The organism is Limnochordia bacterium, assembly GCA_023230925.1.
In the GTDB taxonomy this organism is placed as follows: Bacteria; Bacillota; Limnochordia; order DUMW01; family DUMW01; genus JALNWK01.
This window is the reverse complement of the sequence record JALNWK010000036.1, coordinates 13,996-30,580: the sequence shown is the minus strand read 5'-3', so window position 1 is coordinate 30,580 and position 16,585 is coordinate 13,996. Positions and strand designations below refer to the sequence as shown.

Sequence of the window (16,585 nt, the reverse complement as noted above, 5' to 3'; positions counted from 1 at the left end):
ATCTCCTACTTGGAGATCGAGCCTCTCGTTCCCTTCTTTTACCTCTACCTCATCACTAGGGATCCGCGTATCTCTCTTACTAAGAACACCTAGCAAGACCCGTAAACTTCTTACTCATACTTTCCGTTGGTTTCGGTGATCACATTGATTGACGTTTCTGCCATATGAAGTCCAGGGGAAACATAAGGATAGGACTTCGGGCTATACCACAGGAAATTTGCATGTCGACGCGCTTTATCAACCTGAGCATCGTATTTCCCAGGTGGCGATCCCGATCCAGAATATTGCACACCAAGAAAATACATCCAACAGATGCCACTTCGCTCGGTACTCTATCATGGAAGAACGTAGAACCAACACGAAAGACTCAAAGACTTGTACAAAGGCAACGACTAGATGAAAGCTAGGGCATATAAATCATACGAGATATTATGTAATTCCTTTTCCAGATAAACTTAAATGCTCTGCAACCATTGCGGGGGTCATCGGGATCAGAAGGTGCCTCGGTTATTTAACCGAGGCACCTATGTGGTCAGGATGCTCTCTGATTTACCTTATAGAATCAAACTCTCTCTCGTCGATTTCGTCAATCCTAATATCACTAAAGCGCACAGTAGCTCCGTGCACCGCAAAACCAATGGACCCTTTCTGCAGATAGGTCGTGGCATCTGCGTTCAAAGCTAGTGTATCATTAACCAAGAACTTAATTTGATCGCCATATGCCAAAACACGCAGCCTATAGGGGGTATCAAGTTCAAAGTCATGATCTAGGTTAGTGCGTTGTACCCAAGAAGACCTCTTGTCACTATCCCTAAACAATAGGCCGACACCATCGTTTCTTGTGGCCTCCTGACGTAAAAGGAACTTGTGCCTTGGTGCACCTGTTGCCGCCGCACTACGAATCATGATTGCGCCAAACCGTCGACCGTCACTAACCGATTTAAACTCAATGGTCATCGTCATATCAAAGTCATCGACGAGTAGATCGGGAATAAAGATGAATGCCCCTTGGGCATCCCCTGGAACAGGGGGATAGGAACCTTCCAGTGTTCCGTCCACAACCTGCCAGTCTCCGGTCAATGGATACCACCCAACAGGCAAGGTACCATCCGCTTCCCGGGAAAAATCTATTTCATAGGGCAAACTAGCACCGAAAACCAAAGCCGTTGAAAGTAAAACCAAAACCGCTGCTGCTACCATGTAGGCACTGAGTTTACGCATATAATCTTCTCTCCTTTCGTTCTCCACCTTGTGTCACATCCTGACCATAGACTTACCAAAACAACACCATGTTTTCTACAAAAACTTACCTCAGGTATATCTTGGACTGATATTGAACGCCTATTACACAATTGGCAACCAACTGGCCTGGACCTTCTGCTCAATACAATTGGAGTAAGGCAAAGCTACGCCCGGTCTGTTCATCCACCTTTGTGCTTATCCCAATTAGGCCATGGCAGTAACGAGCAGATCTGTCACCGTGGCCTGCCTGCTGTCGGCCACCACCCTTATTTCATTAACCCCGTAAGATGTAATAAATCTAACCAGTGTGAAACTATCACTATGTCCTTCCCACATCAACACATCATCAGCATACACCCTTGCACTCCCCTTAATCGCCAAGGAAACATCAACGGGGCTATTCCCACCAAAGTGCCAGGAATGATTCTGCCCCAAGGCCAGTTCATAGACGTTAGCGTCGTCTAAACAGGAGGTCTGGGTGATGGCCACGATGGTGCCATCACAGGTTGGAACAAAGCCATTATCGTTGACTAAACCAGCATATTTTAGCTTTTGGTCTAGGTAGACGGTCACTAAACCACAGCTGTAGCTGACCTGCAAGTATTGGTACCCTTCGTCTGCTAGGGATAGTCGCAGACCACAAAACTCAACCTGTGTTCCGCGTACCCATGCGGTCGCTTTCCAATGGGGAACCTGCGGATCATAGACGGGTCCTGAAGGCACCTTCTGCTCTTCTTCAGTAGGTCCAAGGATCTTCAGATGATCACCAACCCAGAAGAGGCGATCGATGTGGACCTTCCGCCCCGCATCCTGGGGAATACGACCGTGGTATACCGCGTATAAGTTAACGCCATCGGGACCTAACACTACACTATGATGTCCGGGACCGGATATGGCTGATGTACTGGTGAAAATGGGGTTCCTTGGATACTTGGTCCAAGGGCCTAAGGGTGAGGGTGCCGTGGCAACACCAATTGCGTAGGTCTCATCCCGATAGCATCCACCGCTATACATCTGGTAATAGGTACCCCTTCTTTTCAATACCGTTGGCCCCTCGTTCCAGTACCAAGTTCCCTTTTTGTCTCCTTCCCACGGTTCGGTGGGAAAGGTGACCCTCATCTGATTTCCTACCGCCTGATCCGGGGCCGACATCGCCTCCACAACATTACCACAGCCGGTGGTTCCATCGACGTACCTAGTTTCCTCCGTGCGGATATTATAAAAGAGCCACAGGGAGCCATTGTCATCGCGATAGGGATGTGCATCGATGGACCATTCATCAAACAACGGATGCTCATCCCATTCAAAAGGGCCAAGGGGGCTTTTGCTTCTAGCGATCCCTAGTCTACGCAAAGCATCGTCCCCGCCTTTAGCGGTTCTCTTGGTACCACTTACATACATGTAAAAAGTGCCTTTGGAATACATGACCTCCGGAGCCCAGTAGTCCACTTGGGCCCAGTGGCACTCAGCCTTAGGAGCCAGTACCGTTCCCTCATAACGCCAGTTCACTAAGTCGGTTGAGGTGTGTAAGTGTACACCGCTGCCACCGGTGTGATAGAGGTAATAACGACCTAAATAGCTCATGGCGAAAGGATCCCCATGGTCCATCCCTGGTTGGCTAATGACTGGATTACGGAAATAAGATGCCACTTACTTCTCCCCCCCAAGTTAGCAAACAGAACCTATCGTCGGCTAAAGATCTCCTTTAAGCGCTTAACATCGGCCTTGGGCTTACGGTCGATGGTAAACAGCCCGTTAACCTCTTGCTCCACATCTGTAAGTTGAGTATAGCAGTACCCTGCTATTTCGCTAAAGCTTAGGAGCGCATCTACCAGCTCGCTGACTCGGTTTACCATATCCTCACTGCTAGATGCCGCCTTACCATAACCCCACCCAGGCTTACCATCTTCAATCTTCACGCCACCGAACTCCGAAACGATAATCGGTTGATCAGTCAAGTCAAATCCGGCAAGTAAAGTCGGTAGATTATGGCTAAAAGTAGTAGCGTTTGGGTTATCCGAAAAGGCCTGGTAACGCCGGGTTAGCTCGGATGCGTTTTGAGTATACTCATGGATGGTCACTAAATCTGTCGTTCCATGCTGCCATCCGTCGTTACTTACCACAAGTCGGGTATGGTCTAGGGAACGGGTATGATAGTACAGCGACTCAAGGTAAGCAATAATTCTCGGATCCATAGTCCGGGTCAGTTGATCAACACCCCAGCTTTCGTTAATCGGTACCCATGCGATAATACTTGGGTGGTTTCTATCTCTGATCACCGCCTCGGTCCATTCTCTTCGTAGATTACTTGCCCCTGCTTCACTATACTCATAACATGCCGGCATTTCAGACCAAACCAAAAGTCCAAGCTTATCACAGTAGTAATAGAAGTAGGGGTCTTCGATCTTTTGGTGTTTACGTACTCCGTTAAAACCGAGGGACTTGATTAGCTCAACGTCTTTTTTTAGATCATCAATAGATAAAGGTGTATAGATCCCTTCGTCCCAGTAGCCTTGATCAAGCACCAACCTTTGGTAACAGGCCCTACCGTTAAGATATACCTGCCCATGCCTACTAGTTACTTCTCGCATACCAAAATAGGTTTTGATCTCATCCACCACTTGCCCTTCATGCTTTAGGGTCAGCACCAAATCGTACAAGAAGGGATGATCAACCGACCACAAGCGGGCATGGGGCACAGAAATACTAAGCTGCCCTTCCTCTAGGGGAGTTACATTACTCCACCGGTTATAGACGGGGCCAACTGCAATATCTTGCCGGGAAACGAGGTTCCCTTCAGCAGAAACAGTGGCCTCTAAGGATAGGTTCTCTGTGATTTCACTCAAAGTATACTCGAGAAGTACTCGCTCCTGCTTGATATCTGGTATGAGATGAAAGTCTTCAATGTGTAGCCCATGAAGATGCTCCAACCATACAGACTGCCAAATGCCCGTAATAGGCGTGTACCAACAACCCCAGGACTCATCGCGGGCACTTTGCTTACCGCGGGGTTGATCAGGACGGGCTAAATCCACTATACGCACCACAAGCTCGTTACTTTCCGGCTGGAGCAAGTCGGTAATATCAAAGAAAAAGGGCACATAACCGCCCCGGTGGCTGCCTACGTAAATACCATTTACCCATACCGTCGCTTCATAGTCGACAGCGCCAAAATGCAGAATTGTCCTTTCATCCCAGGCCTTTGGGCTCGAGAATTCCCTTCCGTACCAGATGACCGGATGATAATCCGAAGTACCAATCCCGCTTGCAGGCGCTTGATAAGCAAAGGGAACTATGATCTTTTGATCAAGCTTGGTCAAGTCTTGGAACCATTTCCCTTTAATGCCCTCATTCCTGTCATCAAAGGCAAAATCCCATGTCCCGTTCAGACTTAACCATTCTTTACGTACCCTATCCGGACGAGGGTATTCATTTCTCAACACGTTACTCAACATTGAAACCCCTTTCATCTACAATACATTTCGACCTAAGCATTAACCGTGGCTTCATAGACATCCCACATCATTAACCGGTCAATAACCAAGGCAGCCGCACCCCGGGGACCTGCATCTTTCCCCAATTCGGCAGGGATAATCCGCACTGAATCAGCAATATGTTGGATGGCTCTTTCCCGATAGCTGTCCTTAATCGGTTGAAAGAGCAGATTGCCTGCCCGGGAGACACCGCCACCAATCGCGACAATCTCTGGATTAATCGTATTAACCAAGGCCGCGATGGCTGAACCTAGATACGAACCAGTTTTCTTCATTAATTCGCTGCAGAAAGGATCCCCCGCCGCGGCATGCTCCGCAACGAGTGCTGCGGTTACAGCACCCATATCATCGCCCACCGCCTTAGCCAAAGATGAGTTAATGCCCAGTTTGAGTCCTGCGGTGGCCGATGCAGCAATAGCACGACCTGAAGCTACGGCTTCCAGGCATCCATCTCTACCACAACTACAATGGGGACCGTCCGGTTCCACGATCGTATGCCCAATTTCACCAGCGGTACTACATACACCATAATGAAGTTTACTGTTCAGGACCAAACCGCATCCCACTGCGGACCCAACAAAGAGGGCAATAAAGTCATTTGATCCTTCCCCTGCGCCATACCTCCATTCACCGAGGGTAGCCATCCGCACATCGTTGTCCACGATCACGGGAATTCCCACGAGGCGACTGAGTTTATCTGCTACATATACATTCCGCCACTCCAGGTTAGGGGAAAAAATGGAGATACCGCCCCTCGGATCGACAAGGCCCGGAACACCAACACCAATTCCTCTCACCTTCTGCACCGATATTACAGTATCGGTGAAAAGCTCCTTGATGGCGGAAGCAATGGATTGGAGTACCGCATCACTCCCCCGCCAAGGCTCTGTGGGGACAACCGCCCGTCTGATGACGGTACCCCCTGCATTGGCAAGTATAGCCACGATATTGCTGTAACCTACGTTGACTCCGATAACGTAGGCACAGTCACCGTTTAGTTCTAGCAACATCGGACGCCGACCCCCTTGGCTCGGTCCTTGCCTTCCTTCCTTGACTAGACCGGCCTCGATCAGATCATTGGTAATGTTTGCAACCGTCGAGGAGATAAATCCAGTACGTTCAGCAATCTCCCCCCGGGATATTGGTCCAAACTCTTTGATCAATCGTAGTACCAGGGATCGTCTCGGATCTTTGATCTCGAAAGGTAAAATCGGAACACTCATGTCGTCTCACACCCACTCATTTCATGTAATCGTCCTAACCAGATACCCAAGACCCGGTCCGGAAGACTTACTTACACCAACAAATGTAATAAGTCTTCTACATTCTACTATAAGAATCAACCTTTGGTCAACAAGCATAAAGTTGGTGTGGCGAGACGACACCGGTGACCTTTACCTTGGCCATTGGTAAATCAATGGCCAGTATATAACACTAGAGTGGAGGTGCCTTAGGAGCAAGGCACCCCTTATCTACTAAGTCTACAAAGCTCCGATGGCATCAAATGCTTCAGCAGTGACGTTATCTATACTAATATCACTAAAGCGGATCCGGCCACCAAAGACCGCAAAGCCAATAGCACCCGTTTCGTTGTACCACTTATCCGTCTCCACATCCTGTATAAGTACATCATCAACTAAGAGCTTAACCCTATTCCCATAAGCCACCAACCGCAAATCATAGGGGGTACCAAGCTCAAAATCATGAGAAAGCGCACTTGTCTTAATCCAATCGCCTTTTACGTCTGGACCTCGGAACAGAAGACCGACGCCGTTGCTTGCCGTTGCGCCTTGGCGTAATAGGTATTTATGTCGCGGTAGGTTAACGTTAGGGTCTGCTCTAAAAAGTAGGCCTGCAAACCGTTTGTTGCTATCGACTTCCTGGAAGTTAATGGTCACTTTCAGATCGAAATCAGCAACGTCGAGTCCCCGGAAATGGATGAATCCACCATTCCCGTCTCCCGCGACAGGAGGGAAGTTGCATTCCAGTGTATCCTCCACCACGCGCCAATCACCAGTATGGACTAACATTTCCTTAGGAATACTGCCCTCAGCCGTCTTACTTAGATCCAGAGTAAAGGGCAGAGTTACTACTACCGGCTCTTCTTTCTTAGTAAGACACCCTGCAAATACTAGACATACCAACAATGCTACTAATGTGAGACTGTGTTTACGCATGATATTTCTCTCCTCCTTGCTTATTTTCGGACGGCCCACTAGGCCATCTAGTTTCGCCCTCGCAACAGTACCTCACCAATCTGAATATCATCTGGCGCAGATTCACCCGCCATGATCGTCAATTTGCAGTATTTCACGTCCAGGCCATTGTCCATACTTACAGATAGCACTAACTTTAGCCACTGCCCAGCAGCGTCTGTTCGAACTACCGTATAGGGCACCTCCTGCCAAGTGTCCCCGTCGTTGGAGATCGCTAGGGACAAGATACGATCAATCTGTTCGCCTCTTGCATAAGCTGTAACTTGCACATCCTGTAATCTTGGGGTCTCCCAGACTAGGTATTCCGTCGTGTTGGCTACTCGCGATATGCGGCTTTCGTCTTTGAAGAATTGCTCCGGATCATCCTGTAGGTAGACCCACCCTCTTGACTTGGCCACAGACTGGTCGTGGTTGATTGTCCCAAACCAGGTCGTCTGCGGCGCCTTCAATGGATCAAATATTGTCCACCAATTGGCCACAGAAAGCGACACTTGATCTAAGATCGTCAAATGAGGATCATCGGCAATGACGGTTAGTCTGAGGATCTCAGGTCCATCAGAAAACACTGTGCTATCGAAGCTGAACCGTCGCGGTACGGTTGTCCCTTCGTAAATGACCCTATCACCCATCTCAATCAGTACCTCACAGAGGCGTAGACGCGGGCAATTGGTGCTGAAAGTAATTGGAACCTGGCCATTAATCTTGTCCCCAGGGCGGGGCTTGTCGATACGGAATCCACCAACGTCCAGGAGAAAATCCTTAACAATAAGGTAAGAGCGGTGGGGATTCATATTACTCCATGAATGGTTGTAGTCGGCAACTCGAATCCATGTGGCCTGGTACCAATCCTCAAAAGGTGGACGTTCAGCCCTCTTGATCTCAAGCTCGAGTTGCTTTAGATACTCAAAGGCCTCTAGGCAGATCTCAAAGGCTCGATCCAGATCTGGCTCCTGCAGAGCTTCGCTTAGTTTAAGAGCCGCCTGAACCGACCGATAGTCAATCAACATTCCAAACTCCACATGTTCAAAAAAGAACTGCTGTTGCTGTGGGGTCATCTTCAGCGAAGCCCGACGGGTTGCTTCCAGCGCTTCTGCAAAGACTTCGGCCCGTCCTCTAAGCGCGGCAATAGTCCCGGGATCAACTGACAGATAGGACTCCGTCGCAAACTTCTTTTCTAAGGATTGGACTATGCTCGAAACGCGGGTGGTTCCATACCAAACCTTGTCAAAGGAATCCATGATCCGGTAATAGTCACGGTAAGAACGACCTGCTTCTTTGGCCGCGCTACCGAAGTACTCTCTGCTCCACCAGTCCACAAACTGATAGGCCGCATTTGATGAACTTAAGTAGCGTTCCGCATCCCAGACAATATCTGCGATCATCCTTGTTTCCATCACATGCTCCCGTAGCTCCGAAACGTTAAGTAGCATATATTCCGTTGCGCCAGATTCTATAATCTTCCGGAACTGCTGCTCAATACGCATGGGGGTTACAGTATGAATCGTTTGTTTAGCTGACCATCCAAAGAAAGCAAGATGGTAGTAGACTCCATGTTTGCTATTTCTTTGCAGATCCTGCTTACTCGGCAGTTGGCGCATAACCCCGTCACCATCATCATCCCAGACCAGGATGACTTCATTTGGTAGCCGGAAACTACCCTTTCGATAGTAATCCAGCATTTCACCGTACATAGTGAAGTGAAAAATGGGTTCCTTATCCGAAGGAAGCAGTTCCTTCGTCATTTCCACCTGTAGATCTATGATCTCCTGGTAAATCTTCAGCTTCTCCGTCTCGCTTATATTTGCAGGAAAACTATAGGGATAATCATCCGTACCCCGCATGCCAATCGGCCAAATACAATCTAACAGACGGTTTTCCAGCACGCCCCCCTTCCAGTATTCAATCATACCTTCACGGTTACTAAACCAATCAAAGCCACCGGTAACTCCACGCTGTGCAGCCAGACCAAAATGACTGAATCCATAGGGATTGGACAACAGGATATCGTAATGATGGGAGCTATAAAAAAGGCCCCAATCACTAGCCATCTGCTGCACCTCGAAATTCCTTGTAACTCTGACAAAGGGTGCCACCATGTTCATCTTTAGACGCAGGGCTGTCTCGAAATACCTTTGGTACCACTCAATCGGTACTTCTCCGCGTATGTATGGGTAACCCGTCTTCGGATCAATAGGCCTTGGAAGTATGTCCTCATCATCGTGGAACAAGCCCCGGTATTTGAAGGTCGGTGGTTTCGATAAATAATCCACCGCCTTCATCGCTAAAGGATTATGCTTTTCTGGCTCATATCCAGTCCAGTGATACAAAGGATCAATCCCTAGTCTTTCACTTAGGGTATAGACCGCAAAAGCGGTTCCCCGAAAGTTTGAACCAACGAGATATACGTCGTTCTCAGTGGCAAGAATTTGGAAAGTTTCCCATTGACCTAGAAGGAAGGCTTCGTCAATTTGCTCCGGCATACTGCGCATGCCCAAAGTCATAACATGGATCCGAGCAACTGCACCATCCGCAGGTTCTTCAACAATCTCGGGAGTAACCCCGGTTATCTTAGAAATATCTTGAGCCAGGAATTCCACAGCCTGCTTTACGGCGGAATGCTCCTCGGGGGCAACAACTATTTCGCACCCTTGGTTTCCATCAACCAGTAGGACGGTTGAATCTGTTCTTGGCTCAGCAACCCAGGATCCCCTAATCGGTTCATCCCATCCTTGCCCAAAGACCCGAAGACTGAAAAGCACTATCATCAACGAGACAAGAACACACAACTTACTTACTCTGTGCATGATCACACCCACAATCCTTTCCGGTAGTGACAGGCTTTACCGGTTTTCTTCTATTCCCGTAACGCTTTTTGCCAGCATACTCCCATTCTGTAAATGCTAGCCCCAAGCACTTAGTACATTCATCCTTGAAGTTGTTTGGGTTTTGACCGGGGTAACCCGGTCAAAACTCCTATTGATTCATCGCCTTTAGAATACCAGTGGCCTGTTCCTGGGCTTTAGCCATTCCGACTTCCGTCGCTTCTTCCCCGCGGATCACTGCCCAGACGTGATCGTTAATCACCCGAGCAATATCTGAATTAACAACGGGGCGGTTATAACTATCCGGGCTCGCCAAAAGCTCAATCCACACATACTCCCAAGCAGAGGCCTGGGGGAAGTAAGCTTGGTAATCCTCGACTCCCGGTTGCCAGGCGGTAGGACGCCCGGTAATCATGATATGATCACTAGCTGCCTCCGTGGCGAGAAACTTCATCCAACGCCACGCTGCGTCCTGTTTTGTGGAAGCTGAGCTCATGGCAACACCGATTGTTAAGTTCTCGCTACCTGCTCGTTCGAGCTTAGGATTTGGTCCATAGGACCATTCCCAGTTAACGTTACTCCTGCGCAGGATTGGTGTAATGGAAGGACCCGCATGCAGGAAAACCGAAGCTTCTTGTCTGGTAAAGTTCTCCGGGTACGGAAAGTGACCGACAGTCTTCTCAACACCGTGCACGTTTTGTAGAAAATCAAGTGCTTTCCTTACCGGCTCAGTGTTCATCGTAATCTCAGTGGGGTTTGTGTACGGGTAGTACATAAATCCCCCGGCATTGTGCACCCACGTCTGCCAGGACGAAAAGGTGCAACCGTATCTTGTCACATTACCACTGGCATCAACTTTAATCATCTTCTTAGCAATATCAGCGAAATCGTCCCAAGTCCAAGTGTAATTATATTGGGAAGGAACCAACACGCCACTCTCATCAAAATGGGTATCATTGAAAGCTGCACCAATAATCCATAGAGATAGGGGTAACATCCACCGCTCTCCAGCCCGCTCTCCATGGATAATAGTGGCGGCATCCACTGAGACAGGGAAGAACTCATCCCAAGATAGCATTTGATCGTTATCCATGTATGAATCTAGATCCGCAAACATGCCCGCTAAGGCAAGATTGTAGTGCTGAGAGGGAAATGTCTCGATTACATCAGGTCCTTCATCGGTCCCGTAGAGAAGAATCAACTTCTCCAGCTGTTCGTTCCGTCCTTGAACCAGAATCTCTACCTCAATATCCGGATTCTGCGCTTCAAACTTCTGTTTCGCTGCCAGTAACCAGTTGGTCCAGTCCTGCTGGTGATAGACATCATGGGCGTGACGGATTTTCACCTTTGCCGCTTCCCCCACCATCGACATAGCCAAAACCAGGCAAATGATCAAACAGCAACTCCAACGTCTATTAAACATTCCCGTATCCCCTTTCAAGCTAAGCAGCTTTTTGTACTTGGTAGCCTTCCATTGCGCCTTTAAGCCTAAAGTCTAACTGTTACTACCTCCTTCTAGTGCCTCGGCTTGTGTCCATCCAAACGGCAAGACTACACTCTAATCTACGGCTCAAGTTCCAGCTATTTCCCTACGAGACTCTCCAGAAGATTGCTCGCATGCTCTTGAGCCTTAGCAATTCCAACATCTAGCGCTTGTTGGCCACTCAGCACAGCATTTATTTGAGCATGAATCGCATTCGCAACTTGCCCATCAACTACAGGACGGTTAAAACAGTCCGGGGAGGATAATAGCTCAATCCACACATACTCCATTGGCTCCTCCAGAAATGCTGGGCACTCCATAATCGCCGGTTTGTAGGCGCCGGGACGGCCAGTTACCAGCATATTCTCCTGGATCGCTTCTGTGGCAAGGAACTTAACCCACAACCAAGCAGCCTCACTCTCCAGGCTAGTGGAGCTAATCGCCATGCCAATTGCCAGGTTTTCACTGCCGGCCCGTACCAGTTTCGGATTAGTCCCGTAGGACCATTCCCAGTTAACACCTATCCGCTGCAGAATCGACCGGACCGTAGGACCAGCCTGAAGAAATATCGACACTTGTTCCCGCGCAAAGTTCTCAGGCCAGCCCTGTTGAGTGATGATACCTTGATTAGTATATAGGTCCTGGAGGAAACCCAGAGTCGTCCGTACTGGCTCCGAATCTACAGTTATCTGCGATGGCATTACGTAACGATCATAGATAAAGCCTCCAGCATTATGAACCCAGACATCCCAATGGTTGAAGCTTCCCCCATACCGAGTTACCGTACCACTAGAATCCAGCTTAAGTAATTTCTTGGAGACTTCAGCAAAATCGTCCCAAGTCCAAGTGTAATTGTATCTCGATGGTGGCAATACGCCACTTTCGTCAAAATGTGTATCGTTGAAAGCTGCGCCGATCACCCACAAAGACACTGGCAACATCCATCGTTCACCAGTATGTTTCCCTGTGACTACAGTGGCAGCCTCTACAGAAACGGGAAAGAAATCCTCCCAAAGGACATCAGGATCAGAAGCGACGAAATCGTTCAAGTCCGCAAACATTCCTGCCTCAGCAAGGCTGTAGTGTCCTGTTGGAAATACCTCAATCACATCAGGACATTCCTCAGTTCCGTAAAGCAGAACCAGCTTCTCCAACTGTTCGGCCCGTGATTGGCGGAGAAGCTCAATCTCAATATCCGGATACTGTGCCTCAAACTTGATCTTTGCTTCCTGTAGCCACGCCGTCCACTCTTGTTGATGAGAGACATCGTGGGCATGAGTGATCTTGATTTTCGCTCCTTCAACACTGAATGACATGAACAGCATTGTGAGCAAACAAACAAATACCAAACTGTGATGCCGAGTAGTCTTCAAGACTCTCTTCCTCCTTATTTACGTGATCACATGTTACACCATTAGCACCGCCGGTAGGCCAAATGAAGCATCAACCGAACTTCGCCAACCCGACAACTGGGTCTTTTTAGTCTAATAGGGCGCCCACTATACTGACCCTTATTCCTTTAATGCCTCGGCAATGGCACGATTGAGGTCCTCTTCCATCCTTAACGCCGCTTCTTGTGGTGAGAGTGTACCCTGGGCAACTGGCCAGAAATACCCGGGGAGCACCGAATCGATGGAAAACAAGCGTGGTGATAGAGGCTTTCCACTCACAACCAACTGTTCTGCCATGGTATAGGCGCCTGGGATCCGGGCCGCAAGACCATCGATCCATGCCGGAAGCAGACTTTGTCTAGGCGGAAAACTACTATGAAGAACCAGTAGTTGTCTCTCTAGAACTTCCGGAGATACCAGCCACTTTAGGAAACGCCACGCTTCCTCAGGGTGCTTCGAGATCGACGACATGGCCCACGCGCCACCGGTAGCCGTCACAACCCTCTTACCAGCAGGGCCCATGGGTAGCATCGTTACATCCTCAGCCTGTTTGTCTTCCACTGTAATACCCCATCCGGATAGCTCCCATGATCCCCCCATGGTCATCGCCGCTTTCGTCTGACCATAGACAGCCCAGGGATCTCCGCCGGAACCGGGCATGGGAAACGCCGAGCGCTGACCCATTTCGTTCAAAAATGTCAGTGCTGCTACAGTCCCCGGGGAGTTGGCATGGGACTCGAGCCCATCATCTGTAAGCAACTGGCCATCGAAACTCATGATGATTCCTTCGGAGAAGCTATTTAGCAAAAACCAGGCCATATTACCAAAGCCCCAGAATGTCGGGACACCACTGCCTGGATCAGTCTTAGTCAACTTAGTCGATGTCTCTAAGACATCATCCCAGTCCCAATCCGCGCCGGGCTCAGCGATTCCTGCCTCCGCAAAGATTACTTTATTGTAGCGGATCATTAAGGTGGAAAGGTTAGCGGGTATACACCACCACTTACCATCGAACTTGAGCTCTCCTACTTGTGCCTCCAGAAAATCTTCAGGGTTTAGCTCCTCTTGGTCCCGTTCTATGAACGGATCGAGAGCCTTAATAAGTCCGCTGAGGTACAGATAAGCATCAGTACCAGGACGAACGTAAAACACATCCGGAGGATTACCTGCTGCAGAGCTTGCCACCAGATACTCATGGTAGCCCCCGGGCTTGTTGGTCCATTCAACCTCAATATCCGGGTTTCGTTTATTGAACTCATCCACTGCCCACTGCATCACAGCCAGTCCTTCTTGGGAAAAGTAGTCTGAACTCACAAATTGGATCCTTGCTGCTGCCGAAACTAAGGATGAGGTACCCAACACGAATGAACACAGCAACCCCAAACATAGTTTGAACCATGAAAGGTCCCTTTTCACATTACGCTCCTCCTCTTTCTCATATGTACTTGTGTTGCCTTCCAACGTCCCACGATACTCTTTGCATCGGCGTAGTCTTCGGTTATTGATTGCCGATGAGTACTAGATTACCAAGCTGTAACTGATCAATACCTACATCTTCCCCGACTTCTAACCGAAACCAACAAGCCCGCTCACCTTGCCAAACGCCGTGCATGTCTACCAGTAGCCACTCTGACTGACTGTGGGACGTAGTGGTGATCTCACAGGGTATGTGACTCCAATGCTCTTTATCCGTCGACACAAAGGCTTTCAAAACCTGGGGCGAGATATTAGACTGGATATAAAACTGGATGGACGCATCTAGTCTTCCAAGATTCGGTAACGGCCAAATCAGGTAGTTGCCACCTCCTTTGCATCGTAAACGATGTCTGTCCCCGAAGAAGTCGTCCGACTGTTCACTACAAGGCTCCCACCCTTGAGACATCTCTTCTGTCTTGAACGGTCTCAAACCGAAAAGGTTTGCGGCCGCGGAGGACAAACTTACAAAACCCTCCTGGAAAATCCATCGGTTATCTACGGTAAACACGACCTGGTCCTTGAGGACCGACCCATCCTTCAACGTCCCAATCATCTCCAATGTGTGCTGCCCATCGGATAGCAGATTCGTATCCAAGGAAAACGCTCCGGGCCATTGCTCCAGTACCGCAATTGTGGTTCCATCAACCATAATTACTAAGCCTTCGAGAAGCTGGTCGAAGAGCTCAACCTTAGCTTGCAGGTACATCATGCCGCTCGCGGCTGTCTCAGACGTGGGAGTAGTAATCTGTATACTAGGGTGTATAGTCTCTAACAACGACAAAACATATCTACCACCCGTATCAATGTTTGGGAGGGATACGATAGCCCCCCGCTTCGTAACCTCAGCCACAAAGTCCACTAAGTAATATGGCTGATCTGGTTCAAACCCACCTATCCTTGGCTGGGGCAAGACCTTAACGATATATGCACTATGAGACTCCATATTCGGTAGCATCACTTCCGCCTGGCCATCCGCGACCGTAGCCTTAACCACCAACGCATAACTAGGCTTCTCCAAGGGGCGTTCCCCAGTATTAGGGACGTACTCTGCTTCTATGTAGACACTACCTGTTGATGTAAGCAGGTCCGGGGCGCTGTTGAGATTCTTGAGAACTAACTTGACATCATAGGCTCCGTCAGCACTGTAGTTGCCAACAAGTATAACGGACTCCGCAGCGTCAGAATTATACCCGGCAATTCCGTCGATGGTACCAGACGATCTGAAATCGACTAACCTTCCCGCAAGATCAGAATAACCTTTATACACCCACCATGCGGATGTAGGTTTTTCACCTTTGACGCTTAGTCCCGTCATTCCCTTTGGATCCCATGATTCTACAAAACAACCCCGGGCCGCTAGCTCAATCCTAGCCCGTTCGAGACCGGCTATGTAGCTGACACAATTACCCGGATAGTTGTGAATATGCATCCCCATATACTCATCGATCCAGATCCTTCCTATGGGAATCTGGTTATCTTGCATCCATTGTCTAATCATCGTTGCCCGACCAGCGATATGCCTTCCATTGTCATACACTAGTTCGTGCCAAACTAGGATATCCGGAAGGACTTGGTTTTCCTTGGCAAATGTGAGAAACCTGGTTAACCACCCGAAGTCGAAAACAGCCGCATTAGGACCCGTAATAACGGCGTCGGGCTGTACGGACTTGATAACCATATAGGCTCTTTTGTAAGCTTCGTAGTACTGCTCTACAGAGCGCGGCCAGAAGACATCATAGTCCGGTTCGTTTAGTATCTCCCAGATGCAGGGAATCCCGCGGGTATCAGCTTCTTCTACGACATCCTTGACCAGTTGTTCCCAGGTATCCCAATCGCCGTAGTCACCCGGCCAATACTCCTTTCCCCGGTATGCAGAAATGTAGCCCCTTGATAAGTCGCGGTTATGCTCTAGGACGGTGTGATGAACACCTATTTGCAGCACTCCACCAATCTTCTCAATGAACTTAAGATTCTTCGGTTCAAAATACGAGGTCAGGTAGGGATGATAGGGTGCCCCTCTGACAAGCCTAACCGTAAGCGGATCCACCAGTGGCATCACCGGATGGTCTGCACTGATTCCGTGAAGAAACCCAGATGCCCCATGCGTTACCGGGCCGCGTTCCTCGGAGTAATCCACCACCACACGCTGTTGTGTTGTAGTTGCTTCCGCATGGCAAATATGCAGTGTTCCCAATACAAGAAGAAGTCCAGCAATAAGGATGTGCCCCCAATGATAGGATTCGCTCATACTATGCACCCCACTATGTACAATTTCCCGTTACCGGTAAGGATATATCAAGGTGGTATAATTGGTGACTTTAACCAATATCTGCCTTATCTCAAGTTGCGTACGGAACAAGACATATCACAGATACCACCGTCACCGTGTCATTCTAACGCTTTCAGGCCCATAGGTCCTAACGTCAAGACTGTGACGTCAAGACCTTTTTACAAATTCCGT

10 protein-coding genes are annotated in these 16,585 nt (G+C 48.9%); all 10 read right to left on the bottom strand.

Annotated features, from left to right (window positions below):
• Positions 1-549 precede the first annotated feature (549 nt).
• On the bottom strand, positions 550-1,221 hold the full coding sequence (locus tag M0Q40_09015) for a DUF1080 domain-containing protein (GenBank protein MCK9222743.1): 672 nt from the start codon (positions 1,219-1,221) through the stop codon (positions 550-552).
• 225 nt (positions 1,222-1,446) lie between these two features.
• A complete protein-coding gene (locus M0Q40_09010; protein ID MCK9222742.1) occupies positions 1,447-2,892 on the bottom strand; it encodes a glycoside hydrolase family 43 protein in 1,446 nt (481 codons plus the stop codon).
• A 32-nt stretch (positions 2,893-2,924) separates the two neighbouring features.
• Positions 2,925-4,685, bottom strand: a complete 1,761-nt coding sequence (locus M0Q40_09005) for a glycoside hydrolase family 2 (protein MCK9222741.1) — start codon at positions 4,683-4,685, stop codon at positions 2,925-2,927.
• A gap of 44 nt (positions 4,686-4,729) precedes the next feature.
• Entirely contained in the window at positions 4,730-5,959 is a 1,230-nt protein-coding gene (locus M0Q40_09000; GenBank protein MCK9222740.1) for an ROK family transcriptional regulator, read from the bottom strand.
• A gap of 258 nt (positions 5,960-6,217) precedes the next feature.
• A complete protein-coding gene (locus M0Q40_08995; protein MCK9222739.1) occupies positions 6,218-6,913 on the bottom strand; it encodes a DUF1080 domain-containing protein in 696 nt (231 codons plus the stop codon).
• A 47-nt stretch (positions 6,914-6,960) separates the two neighbouring features.
• Entirely contained in the window at positions 6,961-9,756 is a 2,796-nt protein-coding gene (locus tag M0Q40_08990) for a glycosyl hydrolase 115 family protein (GenBank protein MCK9222738.1), read from the bottom strand.
• Positions 9,757-9,925: 169 nt separating this feature from the next.
• Positions 9,926-11,197, bottom strand: coding sequence for an extracellular solute-binding protein (locus tag M0Q40_08985; protein MCK9222737.1), 1,272 nt, complete (start codon positions 11,195-11,197; stop codon positions 9,926-9,928).
• 158 nt (positions 11,198-11,355) lie between these two features.
• Entirely contained in the window at positions 11,356-12,630 is a 1,275-nt protein-coding gene (locus M0Q40_08980; GenBank protein MCK9222736.1) for an extracellular solute-binding protein, read from the bottom strand.
• A gap of 138 nt (positions 12,631-12,768) precedes the next feature.
• Complete coding sequence (locus M0Q40_08975; GenBank protein ID MCK9222735.1) at positions 12,769-14,064, bottom strand: extracellular solute-binding protein; 1,296 nt, start codon at positions 14,062-14,064, stop codon at positions 12,769-12,771.
• An 82-nt stretch (positions 14,065-14,146) separates the two neighbouring features.
• On the bottom strand, positions 14,147-16,372 hold the full coding sequence (locus M0Q40_08970) for a hypothetical protein (GenBank protein ID MCK9222734.1): 2,226 nt from the start codon (positions 16,370-16,372) through the stop codon (positions 14,147-14,149).
• Between the last annotated feature and the right edge of the window lie 213 nt (positions 16,373-16,585).